The sequence below is a fragment of the Pseudomonas protegens genome (assembly GCF_003732485.1).
GTDB classification, from domain to species: Bacteria; Pseudomonadota; Gammaproteobacteria; order Pseudomonadales; family Pseudomonadaceae; genus Aquipseudomonas; species Aquipseudomonas protegens_B.
This window is the reverse complement of sequence record NZ_MOAK01000051.1, coordinates 1-21,077: the sequence shown is the minus strand read 5'-3', so window position 1 is coordinate 21,077 and position 21,077 is coordinate 1. Positions and strand designations below refer to the sequence as shown.

Here is a 21,077-nt window from a genome sequence, read left to right as displayed (position 1 = left end):
TCAGTGTTTGCCCAGGTAAAAGTCGTGCAGATCGCCCCGGGCCAGCAGTTGCTCGGCGGTGCCGGACAGGGCCACCCGGCCGGTGTCCAGCAGACAGGCATGGGACGCGTATTTGAGCGCCAGATTAATGCTTTGCTCGGCGATCAGAAAGCTCACTCCCGCCTCGCGATTGAGCTGAGCGACGATCTGGAAAATCTCCTGGACGATGATAGGCGCCAAGCCCATGGAAGGTTCATCCAGCAGTACCAAAGCGGGATGGGTCATCAGTGCCCGGCCGATGGCCAGCATCTGCTGCTCGCCACCGGAGGTCAGCCCGGCGCGGACCTTGCGCTTGGTCAACAGGCGGGGAAACCAACTGTAGATGCGCTCCAGGTCCTCGGCCATCTGCCGGCGCCCCAGGCCCCGGACAAAGCCGCCACTGCGCAGGTTGTCCTCTACGGTCAGTTGACCGAACACATGCCGTCCCTCCAGGACATGGACCATGCCCTGGCGTACCCGCTGGCTGGGATCGACCCCGGCCAGATCCTGCCCGGCAAAGCGGATGCTGCCCCGCCCCAGTTGCGCCCGTTCGGCCCGGCCCAGTCCGGAGATGGCCTTGAGGGTAGTGCTCTTGCCGGCGCCGTTGGCCCCCAGCAAAGCGACGATCGCCCCCTCGGGCACACTCAGGGAAACCCCGGCCACTCCGAGGATCGCGCCGTCATAAATCACCTCGATGTCCTGCACCTGCAACAGGTGCTCGGCCGCGGTGGCCGTGGCGCTGTGGCTCATGGCTCAGTCATCCCCGTTGCAGGTGCGTGGCGTCAGTCGCTTTTCCTTGGCGAAGGCCGCGGCCTTCTCGTCGATCAGCGGCCGCAGCAGCGCGCGGTCGGCGGCGATCCAGTCACTGACCAGGGTCCAGTTGGCCCCGTCCCATTGCTGTACCCGGGCCGCACCGCCACCTTCATGGTCACGGCAGGACAGCTTGAGGTTCTGCATCAGCCCCAGATAGCCCATGTCCTTGAGCCGGGCATCGTCGATGTTCAAGTGTTCCAGGCCCCAGCGCCCTTCTTCACCGTTGAGCGGCCGCTTGCCGAACTTGCCCTGGGCGGTGCGGATCGCCTCCACCGCCACGGCGGCATTCACCAGCCCGGAGTTGTAGTACACGCTGCCGAAGTTCTTCAGGTCCTTGAGGTCGCTCTTGCCCGCATCGAGGATGGATTGCTTGAGGCGCTTGTGGATCTCGAAGTCGCTGCCCGCCGGGTACGGGGTCAACGCCAGGTAGCCCTTGGCCGCGGCGCCGGCCGGCAGCACGTCTTCACTGGAACTGGCCCAGATATCGCCAATGATGTGATCCACCGGGAAACCGAAGCGCGCTGCCGTCTTCACCGCCACCGGAGTGGAGACGCCCCAGGTCCGCAGGAACACCCAGTCCGGGTTCTGCTGGCGGATCTGCCGCCATTGCGCCGATTGCTCGTTGCCCGGATCGGCCACCGGAATCTGGATATTCTCGAAACCGTATTTTTCTGCCAGCAACTTCAGCGGTCCGAGGGTTTCCCGGCCATAGGCGGAGTCGTGATAGACCGTGGCGATCTTCTTGCCCTTGAGCTTGTCGAAGCCGCCCTCACGCTGGGCGATGTAGTTCACCAGGGTCGAGGCTTCGCTGTAGAAGGTCAGCATCACCGGGAAGTTGTAGGGGAACACCGTGCCGTCGGTGGCTTCGGTGCGCCCGTAGCCCAGGGTGATGAGCGGGATCTTGTCCACCTCCGCACGCTCGCTCAGGGCATAGGCCGCCGGCGCGCCGTTGGGTTGATAGACCGCCACCGGAGCACCATCGAGCCCCTTCTTGAAGCGCTCGTAGCACTCGATGCCCTTCTCCGCGGTCCACTCGGTCTCGCATTCCTGCCACACCAGCTTGACCCCGTTGATCCCACCCTCCACCTGATTGATGTAGTTCAGGTAGTCGATCATCCCGGCCCAGACCTGCACGCCGCTGGAGGCGTAGGCGCCGACCCGGTAAGTGGCCAGGGGGAAGAACTGCTGGTCCGGGGCGGCCTGGGCCAGGGGAGTCAACGCCGCCGACAGCAGCAACGCCGCGCCGGCCATGGAAGCTTTCAAGGATGCACGCATGTTGTCTCTCTTGTTTACCTGTTGAATTCAGAAGCGCAACGGCCAGTGCCGCAGCCGCTCACGGAGATGGCCCAGCAAGCGGATCAGGCCTTCGGGTTCCTTGATCAGGAACAGGATGATCAGCACGCCGAAAATGATTTTCTGCAGGTTCTGCAATTGCCCGGCATCCACGGCCCCGCCCAGCAGTGCCTGCCCGGCATGGCTGAGGAGAATCGGCAGCAGGCTGATGAAGGCCGCCCCGACGAAGTTGCCGGCGATGCTGCCCATGCCGCCGATAATGATGATGAAGAGGATCTGGAACGAACGATTGATGTCGAAACTGCTGGCGCTGGCGGTGCCCAGGTAGGCGAAGGCCCACAGTGCCCCGGCGATCCCCAGGTAGAAGGAACTGACGGCAAACGCCTGGCGCTTGTAGCGAGCCACCGGGATGCCGATCACGGCCGCCGCGGTGTCCATGTCACGGATCGCCATCCAGTTGCGGCCGATCTGGCTGTGCACCAGGTTCTGCGCCACTCGGGTCAGCAGCAACACCGTGACCAGGGTCAGCAGGTAGCGGCCCAGGGGGGTATTGAGGTCATGGCCGAACAGTTCCAGGCGCGGCGCGGAAATCGTCCCCGAGGAGCCGTAGTTGTAGAACCAGGGAAACTTGACGAACAGCCACTCCAGGAAGAACTGCGCCGCCAGGGTGGTGACCATCAGGTAAAAGCCCTTGATCCGTGAACTGGGCAGGCCGAACAGCCAGCCCACCAGGGCGCTGATCAGGCCGCCGCCCACCAGCGCCAGGGGCAGCCCCAGCTCCGGCAGGCGCAGCACAAAACCATAAGTGGCAAAGGCCCCGACCGCCATGAAGCCGGCAGCGCCCACCGAGGTCTGGCCGGTGTAGCCGGTCAGCAGGTTGAGCCCCAGCCCGGCCAGGGACAGCACCAGGAATGGAATCACAATGGCGTTGAGCCAATAGTCGTTGCCAAAGCACGGCACCACGCCGAAGGCCAGCAGCAACAGGCCGATCAGGCCCCAGGGCAGACGGCGCCGGGTCAACTGCAGCGGCGCCGTTTCCTGTGTCAGGGGAATGGACATCAATTCACACTCGCTCGATGGCCCGCTCGCCGAACAGGCCGGCGGGACGGATATAGAGGAAGGCCAGGGCCAGGACGTAGGCGAACCAGGGGGTGATGCCACCGCCGATCAACGGGCCGATATAGACCTCCGCCAGGTTCTCTGCCGCGCCGACAATCAAGCCGCCGGCAATCGCCCCGCCAATGGAGGTGAAGCCGCCGATGATCAGCACCGGCAGCGCCTTGAGCACCACCAGCGACAACGAGAACTGCACCCCCTGACGCGCGCCCCAGAGCAGCCCGGCCACCAGCCCCACCACGGCGGCCACGGCCCAGACGATCTGCCAGATGCGGTTGAGGTTGATGCCGATGGACAGGGCCGCCGTGGTGTCGTCCGCCACCGCCCGCAGGGAGATGCCGATGCGGGTCTTGTTGAACAGCAGCGCCAGCACCGTCACCAGGACCAGGGCAACCGCGGCGGCGATCAGGTCGAACTGGCTGACCATCAGCGGCCCGAGAAACAGCGGCACGTCGTCGATGCCCAGGTCCAGGGCCCGGACCTGGGACCCCATCAATCCCTGAGCCAGGCCTTCGATGACAAAGGACAAACCCAGGGTGGCCATGAACAGGGTGATCTGCGAACGGTTGACCAGGGGCCGCAGCACCAGGCGCTCGATCAGCCAGGCGCCGATGATCATCACCAGCACCGTCAGCAGCAGCGCCAGGGCAAAAGGCAGCCCCTGATCGTGCAGGCTGACAAAGGTCAGGGCGGCGAACAGCAGCATCGCGCCCTGGGCGAAGTTGAACACGCCGCTGGCCTTGTAGATCAGCACGAAGCCGATGGCCACCAGGGAATACAGGGTGCCGGCCAGCAGGCCGCCGAGCAGGGTCTCGAAAAAGAAGTTCATCAGTGCACCACTCCCAGGTAGGCGGCGATCACCTCGGGGTTGGCCTGGACCTGGGCCGGTGTGCCATCGCCCACCTTGCGTCCGTAATCCAGGACCACCACGTGGTCGCACAGCTCCATGACCACCGCCATGTCGTGCTCGATCAGCACCACGGTGGTGCCCAGGTCACGGTTGATGTCGGCGATGAAGCGGGCCATTTCCTGCTTTTCCTCGGCGTTCATCCCCGCCAGGGGTTCGTCCAGCAGCAACAGGCTGGGCCCGGCGATCAGCGCCCGCCCCAGCTCGACGCGCTTTTGCAGGCCGTAGGACAGGTTGCCCACCGGCACGTCCCGCAAGGCCTGCAGCTCCAGGAACTGCAGGATGCCCTGGGCCCGTTGGCGGAATGTTTCGGCTTCGCGTCGGGCCCGGGGCAAGCCCAGGGCCTGCTCGATCAGGTAGGTGCGCGAATGCCGCGACAGGCCGGTGAGCAGGTTGTCGATCACGCTCATCTTCTTGAACAGCGCGTTGTTCTGGAAAGTCCGGCCGATACCCCGGCGGGCCGCGCCCAGCGGGTCGATGCGGGTATAGGACTGGCGGTCGAAGACAATGGCGCCGGCGTCGAAGCGATACACCCCGTTGAGCACATTGAGCAGCGAGCTCTTGCCCGCGCCGTTGGGGCCGATCAGCCCGCAGATCTCGCCGCGGCGCACCTCGAACGACAGCTGGTTGATGGCCTTCACCCCCTTGAACGACAGGGAGACGGCGCGCACTTGCAGGATGGGTTCGCTTGGCGTCATGCGATGTTCCGTTTGAATTCGGCGACCCAGGCCGGGGTTGTGGGTTGAACCGTGGCCTGTGACGGCTGCCAGATGAACTGCAGGCGGGCAAACCCCAGCAGCCGGCGTATCCGTTGCTTGAGCAGCCGGGGCAGCGGCTGTTGCGGATGGGCGATGGCCCATTCACACAGGCGTCGCCGCCAACTGCCAGGCGGGGCCAGGCGACTCTCGATTTCATCCGCCAGGTGTTGCAGGCGCGAGGGCGAAAGCAGCAGGCCGCTGGGAGCCGCCTCGCGGCGGTCGCGAGCGCATGAGCCCCGTGTCTCGGGAAAGGCCAGGCTGTGGCCGCTGCTCAGCCACTGATCCAGCAACACCGTCAGGCCGTCCTGCCACTCCGTGCCCTCCTCGCTCCACAGCTGGGCAACCGTGGACGGATGTCGCCAGTAAAACTGGCGCTGGGGCGGTTCGAGGGGCCCCAGCAGCTCACTGAACGACAGCAGTGGCTGGTGCGAGCCTGGGGGCAATCGGGGCAGGGATTGCTGGGCGATCAGCAGTTGCGGAGCCCGACTGTCCTGCCCCGCCGCGACCCAGCCCAGGACCTGCTGGCGCGACTGCACGAAGGCATGGCTCGGCTGCAGGCGCCACAGCGCCTGGCGCAAGGCTTCGGTGGGCAGATCGGCGGCGACACTCAGCACCTGGGCGCCGATGCTGTGGGCGGCCAGGGCCAGCAGGAGCAGGTCCGGCTCGAACAGCCCGCTCAGGGCCAGCCGCGAGTGCCGGCTCAAGCCCTGCTGGCGCAGGCCGTCGGCCAGGCGCTCGACATCGCGCTGGGCATCGATCCAGCGCCAGGCGTACCAGTGCCCGTGGCGCTTGTGGCGCAGGGCGTTGTCCAGCGGACTGACCCGGGCCCAGTGGCGCAGTTGTTCCAGGGCGCCGGACAGCTGCAGCCGGGCCGGGAACGGGGGGGCATCGGCAATCGGCGGGGGGTTGAGTTCATGCACGCTCATGGATGGACCTCTATGGTTTGGCAAAGCGTGCGGTGGACCGCTGGCTGGACATTAACGGGCTTTACGGGCGCCTTCGCTGGCAAGCCAGCGCCTGCATGCAGGTCGGCGGCGCCTCTGTAGGAACCGGCTTGCCGGCGAAGGCGCGGGCAAATCGGGCGCCGGTCTTGCGGGCCTCTTCGCTGGCCAGCCAGCGCCTACGAGAAGCGCGGGGGTCAGGCGCTGGCGCGTTGCGGCTGAAGCCGGGTACCGAGGTCGCGCCAGGCGCTGCCGGGGTGATTCGCCGGCAGTCGCGGGCCGGCGCCAAAGAGCTTCTCTCGCAGGGTGCCCGGGGCGTACTCGGTCTTGTAGACCCCGCGTTTCTGCAACTCGGGCACCAGCAGCTCCACGGCATCGATAAAGGTTTCGTGGGTCAGGGCGTAGGCCAGGTTGAAGCCGTCGACATCGGTCTCCTCCACCCACTCCTGGAGCAGGTCGGCGACGGTTTCCGGGCTGCCGACAAACAGCGGGCCAAAGCCGCCGATCCCCACCCAGTCGGCCAGTTCGTGAGGAGTCCAGACCTTGTTCGGGTCGGCGGTGGAGAACGCCTCCACCGCCGATTGGATGGCATTGGTGTGCACATGCTTGAGGGGTTCGTCCGGTTTGAAGCGGCTGAAGTCGATACCGGTCCAGCCGGAAATCAGCGCCATGGCGCCTTCATAGCTGACCCAGGATTTGTACTCTTCGAACTTGGCCTTGGCCTTGGCGTCGGTCTCGCCGAGGATCACCGTCTGCAGGTTGAAGATCAGAACCTTCGAGGGGTCGCGCCCGGCCTCGGCCGCCCGGCGGCGGATGTCGGCCACGGTCTTTTTCAGCAGGACCTTGGACGGCGCGGCAACAAACACGCATTCGGCCTGCTCGGCGGCGAACTGCTTGCCCCGGCTCGACGCACCGGCCTGATACAGCACCGGGGTGCGTTGCGGCGAAGGCTCGCACAGGTGAATCCCCGGCACCTGGAAGTGTTTGCCCGCGTGCCGGATCTCATGGATCTTGCTCGGGTCGCTGAAGATCCGCCGCTCCCTGTCCCGCAGGATCGCCCCGTCCTCCCAACTGCCTTCCCAGAGCTTGTAGCAGACTTCCAGGTATTCCTCGGCGTAGTCGTAGCGCGCATCGTGCTCGGTCTGGGTCTGCTGGCCGATGTTCTTCGCCCCGCTCTCCAGATAGGAGGTGACGATGTTCCAGCCGGCGCGGCCACGGGTCAGGTGATCGAGGGTGGAAAGGCGCCGAGCGAAGGGATATGGATGCTCGAAGGACAGCGACGCAGTAAGGCCGAAACCCAAATGCTCGGTGACCAGGGCCATGGGCGGGATCAACTGCAGCGGGTCGTTCACCGGCACCTGGGCCGCCTGGCGGATCGCCGCGTCGCCATTGCCGTTGTAGACGTCGTAGATGCCCAGCACATCGGCAATGAACAGCCCGTCGAACTTGCCCTTTTCAAGGATCTTGGCCAGGTCGGTCCAGTACTCCAGGTCCTTGTACTGCCAGGAACGGTCACGGGGATGGGCCCAGAGCCCCGGTGACTGGTGGCCGACACAGTTCATGTCGAAGGCGTTGAGACGAATTTCACGGGACATCACGCAGCACTCCTGAAACCTTGAGGTAGCACGCCATTGAGGCGGTAGTTGCCGATCAGTTGATACTTCCAGCGCAGCGGGTCTTGCAGGGCCTGTGGCTGCGGGGTGCGCTGGCCGGTGAGTTCGAATTCGGCGTTGCCGGCCGCCACCAGGGCCTCGGCGGCGGCAATCGCCGCCTCGGCCAGGGCGATGGCAATCTCGGCCGGGTCCTGATCCTCTTGCAGCCGGTGCTGGGCCTGCTCCTGCAGGGCGGCTGCCACTTCGATGCGGATCTGCAGATCGCCAAAGCGGCTGATCACATACGGGTCGTCGCTGGCCCTGGCCAGCCCGCTGCCGGACCAGGGCCGGGCTTGGTCGCGAACGAAGTCCAGGGTCTGTTGCAGGAGGCTACGGGACCGTTGCAGGTCATCGCTACTACGGGCCAGGTCGGCCTGGAAGCTGTGGGCGTGGGTCAATGCGTTCATATCCGATTCCTTTCAATTCCAGGCGTGACGGGGCGGCTTGACGCCGTTGAGCAGGAAGTTGCCGATCAGGTGGTATTTCCAGCGGGCCGGGTCGTGCAGGGTGTGGGTCCGGGCGTTGCGCCAGTGGCGATCGAGGTTGTACTTGGCCGACACCGAGCGGGTGCCGGCCAGTTCGAACAGTTTGCTGGCGGCGAGCAAGGCGCTTTCCGCCGACAGCACCTTGGCCTGGGCCACTACCAGCGAGGCGTGGGCGACGCTGTCTTCATCGGGCTTGAGCAACGCCTGATCGATGGCCTGGGCAGCCTTGGTCAGGATGGCTTCGGTGCCATGCACCCGCCATTCCAGGTCACCGATGGCGGCCTGGGTAAAGGGGTCCTGCCAGCCGTGATCCAGGCCGCTGTCGATCCAGGGCCGGGACTGCCGGGCATGGTGCTTGGCGTCCTCCAGGGCGGCGACGGCGATGCCGGTGTCCACCGCGGCCTGGATGATCTGCGAGATTGGGCCGTCGGCGGTGGGCTGGTCGAAGGCCCGATGGGCCGGAATCACCGCGCTGCGCGGTACGTGCACGGCCTTGAGGCTGACCCCGCCGCTGGCGGTGGTGCGCTGGCCGAAGCCGTCCCAGCTGTCGATCACGCTCAGGCCGGGATTGTGGCGTTCGATAAAGGCGATGTGGGCCTGGTTGTGCTCATCCACCGCCACGGCCGGGACAATGTGGGCGAACAAGGCACCGGTGCAGTAGAACTTCTCGCCATCGATCCGCGCCTGGTCGCCGGTGAAGCGGATCTGGGTTTCAAAGGCGCCGACGTGCTTGCTGCCGGCCTCGGAAAACGCGTTGCCAAAGCGGTAGCCCTGCAACACCTTGGCGAAGTAGTGCTGCTTCTGCTCTTCGCTGGCGGTCTGCAGCAGGATGTCCACCACCCCGAGGTGGTTCTGTGGCAACTGGCCCAGGGATGGATCGGCGGCGGAGATGATCTTGATCACCTCGGCCAGGGTCACGTAGGACACCCCGGCGCCGCCGTAAGCCTGGGGAATGGTGATGCCCCACAGGCCGCTGGCAGAGAACTCGTCCAGCTCCGCCACCGGCAGGCGCCGTTCGCGGTCGCGCACCGCGGCCTCCACGGCAAAGCGCTGGGCCAGGGCCTGGGCCACGCTGATGGCCTCGGCATCGCTGCGGATGATGTGGGCACTGCGAGAGGGTTGGGCTGGGACTGTCATGGGCCGACTCCGCTTCCTGAAGATCAAGATGAACACCGCTCAGGTGCTCGCTATCAGGACAATTGCAGGAGTCGTGCCTAAATATAATTTCTTTGATTATCAGTAAGTTACTGAGTTATCTAGAGAAAGCTCATCAACTGAAAAAAGGCAAAATGTTCAACCACTGTTGGTCAGCCAACAGTGGCCGGCACGCAAGGGGAATCAGAACACCACGTTGCGCACGAAGCGCGTGGCCTGGGCGCCGTCATTGCGATAGCCGTGGGGAACATGACTGGCGAACATGAAGAAATCGCCGCTTTCCAGGCGCCGTTCAGTGTCGCCGAAGAACACCGTCAGGCAGCCCTCGAAGACGTAGATCTGCTCGCTCCAGCCTTTGGCATCGCATTCCGAGTGATAGACCTCGCCGGGCTCCAGCTGCCACTCCCACAGCTCCACCTCGCGACTGGCCTCGGCCTTGGCCAACAGCACCGCCTTGCTGCCCGGGATCACACCGGCCCAGGCCAGTTCATTGATCCGGCTCGGGTCCCGGGCATCCGGGGCCTGGATCAGGTCACTGAAGACCACATCCAAGGCTTCCGCCACTCGGTCCAGGGTGCCGAGGCTGACGTTCTTCTCCCCCGCCTCGATGGCCACCAGCATCCGCCGGCTGACATTGGACTTTTCCGCCAGGGCGCTCTGGCTCAGCCCCGCCGCCGTGCGCAAGCGCCGGACGTTGAGGCTGACATGTTGCAGGACCGAAGCCCGCTGGACGTTATCTTTGTGCACTATATTGCTCGCTCCCAGGCTCTGCGCAGTATACTGCCCAGTTTCCGGCGCATTGTGCGTCCCCCCCAGGTAGCACGCAAGGCCATGACCTTTACGCCCTCCCGCGGATTGCAATTCAAACTGAGCAAGGCCGAAGTGGTCCTGGTGCTGATCACCATGATCTGGGGCGGCACCTTCCTGCTGGTACAGAAGGCCATGAGCGTCAGCGGGCCGATGTTCTTCGTCGGCCTGCGCTTTGCCGCGGCGGCGTGCATCGTCGCCTTGTTCTCACTGCGCCACCTGCGCGGGCTGACCCTGTTCGAGCTGCGTGCCGGGACCTTTATCGGCACCGCCATCATGCTCGGCTATGGCTTGCAGACTGTGGGCCTGCAAAGCATTCCCAGCAGCCAGTCGGCGTTTATCACCGCCCTTTATGTCCCCTTCGTTCCCCTGCTGCAATGGCTGTTCATGGGCAAGCGCCCGGGGTTGCTGCCGAGCCTCGGCATCATGCTGGCCTTTACCGGGCTGATGCTGCTGTCCGGGCCCAATGGCGCCTCGCTGGATTTCAGCCCCGGGGAGATCGCGACCCTGATCAGCACGGTGGCCATTGCCGCGGAAATCATCCTGATCAGCAGCTTTGCCGGGCGGGTGGATGTGCGCCGGGTCACGGTGGTGCAACTGGCGGTCACCTCAGTGCTGGCCTTTGCCATGGTGCTACCGACCGGGGAAGCCTTGCCGGGGTTTTCCTGGTTGCTGCTGGCCAGCGCCCTGGGCCTGGGGGCGGCCAGTGCGGCGATCCAGGTGGCGATGAACTGGGCGCAGAAAAGCGTCTCGCCGACCCGCGCCACCCTGATCTATGCCGGTGAGCCGGTGTGGGCCGGGATCGTTGGGCGGATCGCCGGGGAACGCCTGCCCGGACTGGCGCTGCTGGGCGGGGCCTTGATCGTGCTGGCGGTAATCATCAGCGAATGGAAGCCCAAGGGCCGGGCCGAGGATACCGATCAACCGGCATTGACCGACCAGGCAGCGGACGGCCTGTAGCACCCGGCTTGCCGGCGAAGGCGGTCTTGCGGGCCTCTTCGCTGGCAAGCCAGCTCCTACGGTTGGCAGGGATATCGCGGAGGATCTGTAGGAGCCGGCTTGCCGGCGAAGGCGATCTTGCGGACCTCTTCGCTGGCAAGCCAGTTCCCACGGTTGGCAGGGATATCGCGGAGAATCTGTAGGAGCCGGCTTGCCGGCGAAGGCGATCTTGCGGGCCTCTTCGCTGGCAAGCCAGCGCCTAGAGCGCGGGGTCGCCGGGGGCGTAGAGCCAGGTGGGGACGGTCAGGGAGCCCTTGTGTTTGGGTTCCAGCAGTACCCGGTCATTTTCAGGCTCGCCGTGGTAATAGAAATAGGCGTGGTAGAGCACATGCCCCTCGGCGAAGGCGCGGTCGAAGTAGAGCACCGTGCCCGCTGGCAGCTGGTAGGTCCGATCATCCCCCATCGGGCCTTCGATGATCAGCGCCTGTCGGGTCTTGAGCATGTCGGGCCGGTCGAGATAATGCTCCACCCCCAACCCCAACCCGGCGCCGAAGGCGGTGAACAGCAAGGCGAAACAGCCTCGTCGAAACAGCCGGCCCATGGCCGATCCTTTAATCATGTGCACCCTTGTCGATCCTTGTGGTGTTTTGACCTGGGCAGGACATTGGCCCCACAGCGCCCGGTGAACGGGCGCATCAGGCATTTGTCTCCTACCTTTGAAAGCGTATGTAACATTTCTTAGGGGGGCCGGGCCGCGCATGGCGGTTGGTGATCGAGGGCCTGGCACGTATTATGCGTCATACTTTTCCGCAGATTAGAAGCCTATGTCCCTGATAGTTCTACTGCTTCTGCCATTCATAGGCAGCTGTCTGGCGGCCCTGTTGCCGCACAACGCACGTAACACCGAATCTCTGCTGGCTGGTCTGGTGGCACTCATTGGCACCATCCAGGTGGCTTTGCTGTATCCACAGATCGCCGATGGCGGAATTATCCGCGAGGAATATACCTGGCTGCCGAGCCTAGGACTGAACTTCGTGCTGCGCCTGGACGGCTTCGCCTGGTTGTTCTCGTTGCTGGTGCTGGGCATCGGCAGCCTGGTGGCGCTGTATGCACGCTACTACATGTCGCCGCAGGACCCGGTGCCGCGCTTCTTCGCCTTTTTCCTGGCGTTCATGGGGGCCATGCTCGGCCTGGTGATCTCCGGCAACCTGATCCAGATGGTGTTCTTCTGGGAGCTCACCAGCCTCTTCTCCTTCCTGCTGATCGGCTATTGGCATCACCGCTCCGATGCCCGCCGCGGCGCGTACATGGCGCTGATGGTCACCGGCGCCGGGGGCTTGTGCCTGCTGGCGGGGGTCATGCTGCTGGGCCATGTGGTAGGCAGCTACGACCTGGATCAGGTGTTGGCTGCCGGAGACAAGATCCGGGCCCACGCCCTGTACCCGGTCCTGTTACCACTGATCCTGCTGGGCGCCCTGAGCAAGAGCGCGCAGTTCCCCTTCCACTTCTGGCTACCCCACGCCATGGCCGCACCGACGCCAGTCTCGGCCTACCTGCACTCGGCGACCATGGTCAAGGCCGGGGTGTTTCTCCTGGCCCGCCTGTGGCCGTCGTTGTCCGGTACGCAAGAATGGTTCTACATCGTCAGCGGCGCCGGGGCCTGCACCCTGGTGCTGGGCGCCTACTGCGCGATGTTCCAGAACGACCTCAAGGGCCTGCTGGCCTACTCCACCATCAGCCACCTGGGCCTGATCACCCTGCTGCTGGGCCTGAACAGTCCGCTGGCGGCGGTGGCGGCGGTGTTCCACATTCTCAATCACGCCACCTTCAAGGCCTCGCTGTTCATGGCCGCCGGCATCATCGACCACGAGAGCGGCAGCCGCGATATCCGCAAGCTCAACGGCCTGATCAAGCTGATGCCCTTCACCGCGACCCTGGCCATGGTGGCCAGTGCCTCGATGGCCGGGGTGCCGCTGCTCAACGGCTTCCTGTCCAAGGAGATGTTCTTCGCCGAGACGGTGTTCATCAATTCCAGCGCCTGGGTGGAAATCGCCCTGCCGGTGATCGCCACCATCGCCGGGACCTTCAGCGTTGCCTACGCCCTGCGCTTTACCGTCGATGTGTTCTTCGGTGAACCGGCCACCGACCTGCCCCACACGCCCCACGAGCCGCCGCGCTGGATGCGCGCCCCGGTGGAACTGCTGGTGTTTACCTGCCTGCTGGTGGGGATCTTCCCGGCGCAGATCATCGGTCCGCTGCTGGCCGCTGCGGCGCTGCCGGTGGTAGGCGGGACCCTGCCCGAGTACAGCCTGGCCATCTGGCACGGCCTGAATGCGCCGATGATCATGAGCCTGATCGCCATGTCCTGCGGCATCGTCCTCTACCTGCTGCTGCACAAGCCGCTGGTGGCGGGCCGTTTCGCCTACCCGCCGGGGGTGGGACGTCTCAACGGCAAGCTGTTGTTCGAGCGCAGCCTGGTGGGCATGACCCGCCTGGCCCGGCGCCTGGAGCGGCGGCTGAGCACCAAGCGCCTGCAGACCCAGCTGTTCGTGCTGGTGCTGGCAGCGGTGATTGCCGGGTTGATCCCCATGCTCTACAGCCAGCTGACCTGGGGCGACCGGCCGAAGATCCCTGGCTCCATCGTCTTCGTGACATTCTGGCTGCTGGCCATCGCCTGCGCCCTGGGCGCCGCCTGGCAGGCCAAGTACCACCGTCTGGCGGCCCTGACCATGGTCAGCGTCTGCGGGCTGATGACCTGCGTGACCTTCGTCTGGTTCTCGGCGCCGGACCTGGCCCTGACCCAGTTGGTGGTGGAAGTGGTGACCACGGTGCTGATCCTCCTCGGCCTGCGCTGGCTGCCACGGCGGATCGAGGATGTCTCGCCCCTGCCCAGCAGCGTGCCCAAGGCGCGTATCCGCCGCCTGCGCGACCTGAGCCTGTCGATCGCCGTGGGCCTGGGCATGGCGGTGCTGTCCTACGCCATGCTGACCCGCCCTACTCCCAACGACATTTCCTCGTTCTACCTCAGCCGTGCCTTGCCTGAAGGCGGCGGCACCAACGTGGTCAACGTCACCCTGGTGGATTTCCGCAGCTTCGACACCCTGGGCGAGATCACCGTCCTGGCGGCCGTGGCCCTGACCGTGTTCGCCCTGCTGCGACGCTTCCGCCCGCCCAAGGAAAGCATGCAGTTGCCGGCGCAACAGCGTCTGCTGGCCCCGGACGTGGTCACCGATCTGGTCAACCCGCGCCAGGCCAGCGACACCGCCCTGGGCTTCATGATGGTGCCGGCGGTGCTGGTGCGCCTGCTGCTGCCGATTGCCCTGGTGGTGTCCTTCTACCTGTTCATGCGCGGGCACAACCTGCCGGGCGGCGGTTTTGTCGCCGGCCTGGTGATGTCGGTGGCCTTCATCCTCCAGTACATGGTGGCGGGCACCCAATGGGTCGAGGCGCAGATGAGCCTGCGGCCGTTGCGCTGGATGGGTACCGGCCTGCTGTTCGCCCTGGCCACCGGCCTTGGCGCCCTGGCCTGGGGCTATCCGTTCCTCACCACCCACACGGTGCATGTGGACCTGCCGCTGTTCGGCGATATCCACATCGCCAGCGCCCTGTTCTTCGACATCGGCGTATACGCGGTGGTGCTGGGCGCGACCCTGCTGATCCTCACCGCCCTGGCGCACCAATCGGTGCGGGCCCACAAGCCGGCCAGCCAGTCCAAATCCCTGATCAAGAGCGGAGCCGCCTGATGGAAGAAGTCATCGCAATCGCCATTGGGGTCCTCGCCGCTTCCGGAGTCTGGCTGGTACTGCGCCCGCGGACCTTCCAGGTGGTGATGGGCCTGTGCCTGCTGTCCTACGCGGTCAACCTGTTCATCTTCAGCATGGGCAGCCTGTTCATCGGCAAGGAGCCGATCGTCAAGGACGGCGTGCCCCAGGACCTGCTGCACTACACCGACCCGCTGCCCCAGGCCCTGGTGCTCACCGCCATCGTCATCAGCTTCGCCATGACCGCGCTGTTTTTGGTGGTGCTCCTGGCTTCCCGGGGCCTGACCGGCACTGACCACGTCGACGGCCGGGAGCCCAAGGAATGAGTTCGTTGTCCCACCTGATCGTCGCCCCCATCCTCCTGCCGCTGCTGACGGCGGCCATCATGTTGCTGCTGGGGGAGAAACACCGCCCGCTCAAGGCGCGGATCAACCTGTTCTCCAGCCTGCTGGGCCTGGCCCTGGCGGCGTACCTGCTGTACTGGACCCAGGTCCAGGGCGCTACCGGCTCCTTCGGCGTGTACCTGCCGAGCAACTGGCAGGTGCCCTTCGGCATCGTCCTGGTGGTGGATCGCCTGTCGGCACTGATGATGGTGCTCACCGGGATCATCGGGGTCAGCGCACTGCTGTTCGCCATGGCCCGCTGGGACAGCGCCGGTGCCAGCTTCCATGCGCTGTTCCAGATCCAGCTGATGGGCCTCTACGGCGCCTTCCTCACCGCTGACCTGTTCAACCTGTTCGTGTTCTTCGAGGTGCTGCTGGCGGCCTCCTATGGCCTGATGCTGCACGGCTCGGGACGGGCGCGGGTGTCGTCGGGGCTGCACTACATCACCATCAACCTGCTGGCTTCGTCGCTGTTCCTGATCGGCACGGCGATGATCTACGGGGTCACCGGGACCCTGAACATGGCCGACCTGGCGATGAAGATCCCCCTGGTGCCGGAAGCCGATCGCGGCCTGCTGCATGCCGGCACGGCCATCCTGGCCATCGCCTTCCTGGCCAAGGCCGGGATGTGGCCGCTGAACTTCTGGCTGGTGCCGGCCTATTCCTCGGCCAGCGCTCCGGTGGCGGCACTGTTCGCCATCATGACCAAGGTCGGGATCTATACCGTGCTGCGCCTGTGGACCCTGCTGTTCTCCGGGCAGGCCGGGGCCTCGGCCTACTTCGGCAACCAGTGGCTGATCTACGGCGGCATGGCGACGATCTTCTGCGCGGCCCTGGCGATTCTCCCGGCCCAGCGCCTGGAGCGCATGGCCAGCCTGAGCATCCTGGTGTCGGCGGGCATCCTGATCGCGGTGATCGGCTTCGCCCAGCCGGCGCTCACCGGCGCGGCGCTGTTCTACCTGTTCAGCTCGACCCTGGCGCTGTGCGCGCTGTTCCTGCTGGCAGAGCTGATCGAGCGCTCGCGCTCGGCGGTTGAAGTGCCCCTGGAAGACGAAGGCGAAATCCTTCCGCGGTCCATGGAAACCCTCCCCCCTCCCCGGGGCAGCAACCTCGACGACGAACAGCAAGTGGTGGTCGGCCAGGTGATCCCCTGGACCATGGCCTTCCTCGGCCTGAGCTTCATTGCCTGCGCCCTGCTGATCATCGGCATGCCGCCGTTGTCGGGCTTTATCGGCAAGCTCAATCTGATCGCCGCCCTGCTCAACCCGACGGGCCTGGGAACCAGCAGCGATACGCCGATCCCGGTGGCGGGCTGGGTTTTCCTGGCGCTGCTGATCCTCTCCGGCCTGGCCTCGCTGATTGCCTTTGCGCGCCTGGGCATCCAACGTTTCTGGAGCCCGGAGGAGCGGCCTTCGCCCGTGTTGCGGCGTCTGGAATGCGTGCCGATCGTGGCGTTGCTGGGACTCTGCGTGCTGCTCAGTTTCAAGGCCGAGCCGCTGCTGCGCTTCACCCAGGCCACCGCCGACAGCCTCAACCACCCGGAGCACTATGTGATGGCCGTACTCGGCACCCGCACTGTGCTCAGCCCTGAAGCCAAGGCCACCCAGGCGGCGGAGGTGCAACCATGAAGCGTCTGTTTCCGGCGCCCTTCCTGTCCCTGGCGCTGTGGCTGCTGTGGCTGGTGCTGAACCTGTCCATCAGCCCCGGCAATCTGCTGCTGGGGGCCATCCTGGGCTTTCTCGCACCGCTGCTGATGCGCCCGTTGCGGCCCTTGCCGATCCGCATCCGCCGCCCCGGCACCATCCTGCGTCTGATCCTGCGGGTGGGCTGCGATGTGCTGGTCTCCAACCTGATCGTGGCCTGGGGCGTGCTCAACAACGGGCGCCGGCCGGTGCGTTCGGCCTTCGTCAAGATCCCCCTGGACCTGCGCGACGCCAACGGCCTGGCGGCGCTGTCCACCATCACCACGGTGGTGCCGGGCACGGTGTGGTCCGAGCTGTCCCTGGACCGCAGCATCCTCTTGCTGCACGTCTTCGACCTGCATGACGAAGGGCAATTCATCCAGCACTTCAAGGCGACCTACGAGCGCCCGCTGATGGAGATTTTCGAATGAGCGTCCTCTTGACCAACGCGATCCTGTTGAGCCTGTTCCTGTTTTCCCTGGCCATGGTCCTGACCCTGGTGCGCCTGTTCAAGGGCCCCTCGGCCCAGGACCGGGTCCTGGCCCTGGATTACCTGTACATCCTGGCGATGCTGATGATGCTGGTGCTGGGCATCCGCTACGCCAGTGACACCTACTTCGAGGCCGCGCTGCTGATTGCCCTGTTGGGCTTTGTCGGCTCCTTCGCCCTGGCCAAATTCCTCCTGCGCGGCGAGGTGATCGAATGAACAGCCTGGAACAATTGCCCCTCTGGGTGGAGGTCCTGGTGGCCGTGCTGCTGGTGACCAGCAGCGTCTTCGCCCTGATCGGTGCCCTGGGCATCCTGCGCATGAAGAGCTACTTCCAGCGCATGCACCCGCCGGCCCTGGCCTCCACCATGGGCTCCTGGACCGTGGCCCTGGCCTCGATCCTGTATTTTTCGACGCTCAAGTCCGGGCCGGTGCTGCACGCCTGGCTGATCCCGATCCTGCTGTCGATCACCGTGCCGGTGACCACCCTGCTGCTGGCCCGCGCGGCGTTGTTCCGCAAGCGCATGGCCGGTGACGATGTACCGGCGGAAGTCAGCAGCAAACGCAGCGAAACCGGCAGCTGAGCACACCACCCCATGCAGGAGCCGGCTGGCCGGCGAAGAGGCCCGTGAGCCTTGCAGCGACTTCGAAAACGCCTTCGCTGGCAAGCCAGCTCCTACACCAGCCAGCGCCCACAGTGGGCCGGCGGCCCTTCAGGCCCAGGCCAGCACCAGCAGTCCGGCACCCAGCACCACGCACAGCGGGCAATAGAACAGGGTGTCGAGACGGGCGAACTTAGAGTCGTGCACTTGCTTGAAGAAACCCACCAGCTCGGAGTCGCCAATGGCCCGGGCAAACATCAGCAAGGCAATGGCGCTGATCACCCATTGCAGGGATGGATGGGTCACGGTCGGCAGGTAGAGCCCGACCCGCAGGCACACCAGCATCGCCACCAGCAGCAGACCCACCGCCACCAGCAGTATGGCCAGGGCCGGTGGCCGGAACGCCGGCTGGCTCTGCCCGGGAGCCGGTCCCGGGACTTCGGGGATCACCGCATCGCTACCGCGCTTGCCACCCGCGGCCCAGTACAGATGGACCAGACTGATCAACAGGAAAGTGCCGGACATCCCCTGGGCGAGCAGAAGATTCATGTTCAGACATCCGTGTAGAAAATGTCGCTGAAGAATGGACTCGAATGCTCGTTTTTGTAAGTACGTTCGTCGCCTTCGATGATAAAGTGCCGCCCCATGAAATTGACCCGTTGCGATCGCTCACTCGTTGCCTGGATGCTCTATTGCTGCGTCCTGTTCAACGTGTTCGCCTGCAGCATCGGCCACGGGCAAATGCTCGGCATGCAGCTCAACGGCATCGGCGGGCAGTTCTGCAGCATTGATCCCAACACCCAGGCGCCGCTGCAGCAGCCTGCCGACCAGGACTCCCTGCCTACCCTGTCCAAGGCCTTCGGTTGCCCGCTGTGCTCCACCGGCGGCATGGGTCCGGCACTCAGCTCCAGCATCACCCTGGCGCTGTTGCCCCAACCCCAGGCGCCGCCGCTGGCGCGCCAGCTCCAGCCCCACTTCCCTACCCGCTTCACCTGGCCCGCCGCCCATCCTCGGGCCCCGCCCTACGCCTGATTCTTGCTCGTGCTCAACCCGCCCACTGCGCTGCTGCGCGGCGCGCTGTCGTGGGCCTTTTCCTAGTCAAGAATTCAGGATGCATGCATGAAACACCTTCCTTTACTGGCGAGCCTGCTGGCCTGCCTGTCCGTCCCTGCCTGGGGCAAATCCGGCCTGGAGCTGGCCCCTGCCACCGTTAACGCCGAAGAGGCGGACGTTGAGCCCGGCCTGTCCCTGGAGCAGTCCAGCGGCATGGCCTCGCGCTTGGGCCTGAGCCTGCGGGAGACCCCGGCTTCGGTGGCGATAGCCAGCCGCCAGGACCTCGAGCGACGTGGCGCCCAGACCTTCCAGGACGCCGCCAATGCCCTGCCCGGGGTCAATGCCAGCGCGCCGCCGGGGTTCGGCGGTTTCATCTCCTACCGCGGCTTCACCAGCAGCCAGATCACCCAGATGTTCAACGGCATCAACGTCGCCACCGGCCTGGCACGGCCGGTGGACGCCTGGATCTATGACCGGGTGGAACTGGTGGGCGGCCCCTCGTCGCTGATCAATGGCGCCGGCTCCGTGGGCGGTTCGCTGAACTACGTGACCAAACTGGCGGACCGGCGCGAACAGGCGGCCGAAGGCCTGCTCAGCTATGGCAGCTACGACACCACGCAAACCGCCTTCGGGGTCAATCACGCCCTGAGCCCGGCGGGCGCCGAGGTGCAGCACTACGGGCGATTCGACGTCAGCCACAACACCAGCAACGGCTACATCGACCGCCAGCAGCGCGATGCCTGGAGCCTGGCGTTCTCGCTGCTCAGCGACCTGACCCCGGATCTGTCCCATACCCTGGCGGTGGAATACCAGGACGAGCACGAAGACAGCCCCTACTGGGGCACCCCGGTGCGGAGCCCCAAGGCCGGCGAGCTGAAGATCGACAGGCACAACCGATTCAACAACTACAACGTCGCCGACGGCCTGTATGAGCAGCGCACGGTTTGGCTGCGCTCGATCATCGACTACCGGATCAACCCCAGCACCAGCCTGCGCAACACCCTCTATCACCTGGACAGCCAGCGCGACTACCGCAACCTGGAGACCTACCAGTACAACCCCGACAACAGCCGGGTAAACCGCTCCACCGCCTATCTGGTGCGGCACCAGGGCCAGCAGGACGGCAACCAGTTCGAACTGCGGCATGACGGCCGACTGTTCGGCCTCGACACCACCTGGTCCGGGGGCTTGGAGTACAAGGTCAACAGCACCACCAGCTCACCGTGGAACGTGCCCGCCAACAACAGCGTGGACCCCGGCCATTTCCAGCCGGGGTATTTCTATGACCTCAAAGGCACCCGCCAGGGCTGGACCAAGGACAAGACCAACCAGGTCACCACCCGCGCCCTGTTCGTCGAGAACCGCCTGGCCCTGACCGACGAGCTGTCCCTGCTCAGCGGCCTGCGCTACGACGCCATCGACCTGGACGTGACCAACCACCGGCTCATCACCGCCAGCAACCCGCGGCACCTCAAGCGCAGCTGGGAGCCGGTCACCGGGCGCCTGGGGCTGACCTGGCAGTTCCTGCCCAGCGCCAACGTCTACGTGCAATACAGCACGGCCGCCGAACAGCCCAGCGGCACCCAGAACTTCGAGGTGTCCACCGGCAAGCAATGGGAAGTGGGCAGCAAGTTCGACTACCTGGACGGTCGCGGCTCGGCGACCCTGGCGGCCTACCGCATCGAACGCAAGGACTTTGCCGTCACCGATCCCCTGGACCCGGCCAACAGCATTCCCGTGGGCCAGCAGACCTCCAGGGGCATCGAACTGGCCAGTTCCCTGCGGGTCACCCCCAAGCTGCTGGCGGAGGCCAACCTCGCCTGGGTGGACGCCGAATATGACGAGTTCAACGAGAAGATTGCCAGCGGCGCCGTGGTCTCGCGCAAGGGCAACACCCCGACCAACGTCCCCGAGCGGGTGGCCAACCTGTGGCTGACCTATGACCTGGCCCCAAGCTGGCAGATCGGCGTCGATGCCCGCTACGTGGCCTCGGTGTACGCCGACAACGCCAACACCCAGACCCTGCCGGCCTACACCCTGTACGGCAGCTTCCTGCGCTACCAGGTCGACAGCCACACCACCCTCACCGGCCGGGTGCGCAACCTGACCAACGAGGTCTATGGCAAGTTCGCCCATGTCTCCCCGGCTTACTACCTGGGCACCCCGCGCACCTTCGAACTGGCGGTTCAGACCCGTTTCTGAGCGGCTTGCGGGCCCTTTCGCCG

General features: G+C 65.4%; 21 protein-coding genes. 9 read left to right on the top strand and 12 right to left on the bottom strand.

The genetic code is table 11. From position 1 onward, the window contains the following. From BLX41_RS12640 to BLX41_RS12595, 10 genes are all read right to left on the bottom strand, one after another. Positions 1 to 768, bottom strand: coding sequence for an ABC transporter ATP-binding protein (locus BLX41_RS12640; RefSeq protein WP_123725145.1), 768 nt, complete (start codon positions 766 to 768; stop codon positions 1 to 3). Between the two features lie 3 nt (positions 769 to 771). Beyond that, positions 772 to 2,106: an ABC transporter substrate-binding protein gene (locus BLX41_RS12635; protein WP_123725144.1), complete on the bottom strand. Its 1,335-nt coding sequence runs from the start codon at positions 2,104 to 2,106 to the stop codon at positions 772 to 774. A gap of 27 nt (positions 2,107 to 2,133) precedes the next feature. Further along, entirely contained in the window at positions 2,134 to 3,183 is a 1,050-nt protein-coding gene (locus BLX41_RS12630) for a branched-chain amino acid ABC transporter permease (protein WP_123725196.1), read from the bottom strand. A gap of 4 nt (positions 3,184 to 3,187) precedes the next feature. After that, positions 3,188 to 4,069 (bottom strand): branched-chain amino acid ABC transporter permease, encoded by an 882-nt coding sequence (locus BLX41_RS12625; RefSeq protein ID WP_123725143.1) that lies wholly within the window; start codon positions 4,067 to 4,069, stop codon positions 3,188 to 3,190. Continuing rightward, positions 4,069 to 4,845 (bottom strand): ABC transporter ATP-binding protein, encoded by a 777-nt coding sequence (locus BLX41_RS12620; protein WP_123725142.1) that lies wholly within the window; start codon positions 4,843 to 4,845, stop codon positions 4,069 to 4,071. The genes BLX41_RS12625 and BLX41_RS12620 overlap by 1 nt, the downstream gene beginning before the upstream one ends. After that, positions 4,842 to 5,831, bottom strand: coding sequence for an AMP-binding protein (locus BLX41_RS12615; RefSeq protein WP_123725141.1), 990 nt, complete (start codon positions 5,829 to 5,831; stop codon positions 4,842 to 4,844). The genes BLX41_RS12620 and BLX41_RS12615 overlap by 4 nt, the downstream gene beginning before the upstream one ends. A gap of 212 nt (positions 5,832 to 6,043) precedes the next feature. After that, a complete protein-coding gene (locus tag BLX41_RS12610; RefSeq protein ID WP_123725140.1) occupies positions 6,044 to 7,441 on the bottom strand; it encodes an LLM class flavin-dependent oxidoreductase in 1,398 nt (465 codons plus the stop codon). Further along, positions 7,441 to 7,905 carry an acyl-CoA dehydrogenase gene (locus tag BLX41_RS12605; RefSeq protein ID WP_123725139.1) on the bottom strand — a complete coding sequence of 155 codons (465 nt, stop codon included), beginning with the start codon at positions 7,903 to 7,905 and terminating at the stop codon, positions 7,441 to 7,443. Before BLX41_RS12605 ends, BLX41_RS12610 begins: the two co-directional genes overlap by 1 nt. Before the next feature lie 12 nt (positions 7,906 to 7,917). Further along, the gene (locus BLX41_RS12600) at positions 7,918 to 9,120 is read right to left on the bottom strand and encodes an SfnB family sulfur acquisition oxidoreductase (RefSeq protein ID WP_123725138.1); all 1,203 of its coding nucleotides are present in this window, start codon (positions 9,118 to 9,120) and stop codon (positions 7,918 to 7,920) included. A 201-nt stretch (positions 9,121 to 9,321) separates the two neighbouring features. Next, positions 9,322 to 9,885, bottom strand: coding sequence for a helix-turn-helix domain-containing protein (locus BLX41_RS12595; RefSeq protein ID WP_123725137.1), 564 nt, complete (start codon positions 9,883 to 9,885; stop codon positions 9,322 to 9,324). On the opposite strand from BLX41_RS12595, the gene BLX41_RS12590 reads away from it, so the two are divergent. Then, on the top strand, positions 9,880 to 10,905 hold the full coding sequence (locus BLX41_RS12590; protein ID WP_123725136.1) for a DMT family transporter: 1,026 nt from the start codon (positions 9,880 to 9,882) through the stop codon (positions 10,903 to 10,905). The genes BLX41_RS12595 and BLX41_RS12590 overlap by 6 nt on opposite strands. 238 nt (positions 10,906 to 11,143) lie before the next feature. Here BLX41_RS12590 and BLX41_RS12585 read toward each other — a convergent pair whose 3' ends face one another. Then, positions 11,144 to 11,485, bottom strand: coding sequence for a hypothetical protein (locus tag BLX41_RS12585; RefSeq protein ID WP_123725135.1), 342 nt, complete (start codon positions 11,483 to 11,485; stop codon positions 11,144 to 11,146). A 223-nt stretch (positions 11,486 to 11,708) separates the two neighbouring features. Between BLX41_RS12585 and BLX41_RS12580 the strand changes: the two genes are divergently transcribed. From BLX41_RS12580 to BLX41_RS12555, 6 genes are read left to right on the top strand one after another with little or no spacing between them, the layout of a single operon-like run. Beyond that, the gene (locus BLX41_RS12580; protein WP_123725134.1) at positions 11,709 to 14,627 is read left to right on the top strand and encodes a monovalent cation/H+ antiporter subunit A; all 2,919 of its coding nucleotides are present in this window, start codon (positions 11,709 to 11,711) and stop codon (positions 14,625 to 14,627) included. Continuing rightward, positions 14,627 to 14,971 carry a Na+/H+ antiporter subunit C gene (locus BLX41_RS12575; protein ID WP_011060906.1) on the top strand — a complete coding sequence of 115 codons (345 nt, stop codon included), beginning with the start codon at positions 14,627 to 14,629 and terminating at the stop codon, positions 14,969 to 14,971. The genes BLX41_RS12580 and BLX41_RS12575 overlap by 1 nt, the downstream gene beginning before the upstream one ends. Further along, positions 14,968 to 16,656, top strand: a complete 1,689-nt coding sequence (locus tag BLX41_RS12570; protein ID WP_123725133.1) for a monovalent cation/H+ antiporter subunit D — start codon at positions 14,968 to 14,970, stop codon at positions 16,654 to 16,656. The genes BLX41_RS12575 and BLX41_RS12570 overlap by 4 nt, the downstream gene beginning before the upstream one ends. After that, the gene (locus BLX41_RS12565; protein ID WP_123725132.1) at positions 16,653 to 17,141 is read left to right on the top strand and encodes a Na+/H+ antiporter subunit E; all 489 of its coding nucleotides are present in this window, start codon (positions 16,653 to 16,655) and stop codon (positions 17,139 to 17,141) included. Before BLX41_RS12570 ends, BLX41_RS12565 begins: the two co-directional genes overlap by 4 nt. Then, entirely contained in the window at positions 17,138 to 17,416 is a 279-nt protein-coding gene (locus tag BLX41_RS12560; protein ID WP_123725131.1) for a K+/H+ antiporter subunit F, read from the top strand. Before BLX41_RS12565 ends, BLX41_RS12560 begins: the two co-directional genes overlap by 4 nt. Continuing rightward, positions 17,413 to 17,781, top strand: a complete 369-nt coding sequence (locus BLX41_RS12555; RefSeq protein WP_123725130.1) for a Na+/H+ antiporter subunit G — start codon at positions 17,413 to 17,415, stop codon at positions 17,779 to 17,781. Before BLX41_RS12560 ends, BLX41_RS12555 begins: the two co-directional genes overlap by 4 nt. Positions 17,782 to 17,910: 129 nt before the next feature. On the opposite strand, the gene BLX41_RS12545 is transcribed toward BLX41_RS12555, so the two are convergent. Continuing rightward, on the bottom strand, positions 17,911 to 18,348 hold the full coding sequence (locus BLX41_RS12545) for a DUF3995 domain-containing protein (RefSeq protein ID WP_123725128.1): 438 nt from the start codon (positions 18,346 to 18,348) through the stop codon (positions 17,911 to 17,913). A gap of 96 nt (positions 18,349 to 18,444) precedes the next feature. Here BLX41_RS12545 and BLX41_RS12540 point away from each other — a divergent pair, with 96 nt between their 5' ends. After that, on the top strand, positions 18,445 to 18,831 hold the full coding sequence (locus BLX41_RS12540; RefSeq protein ID WP_185073517.1) for a DUF2946 domain-containing protein: 387 nt from the start codon (positions 18,445 to 18,447) through the stop codon (positions 18,829 to 18,831). 87 nt (positions 18,832 to 18,918) lie between these two features. Then, the gene (locus BLX41_RS12535; RefSeq protein ID WP_123725126.1) at positions 18,919 to 21,054 is read left to right on the top strand and encodes a TonB-dependent receptor; all 2,136 of its coding nucleotides are present in this window, start codon (positions 18,919 to 18,921) and stop codon (positions 21,052 to 21,054) included. Positions 21,055 to 21,077: the final 23 nt, after the last annotated feature.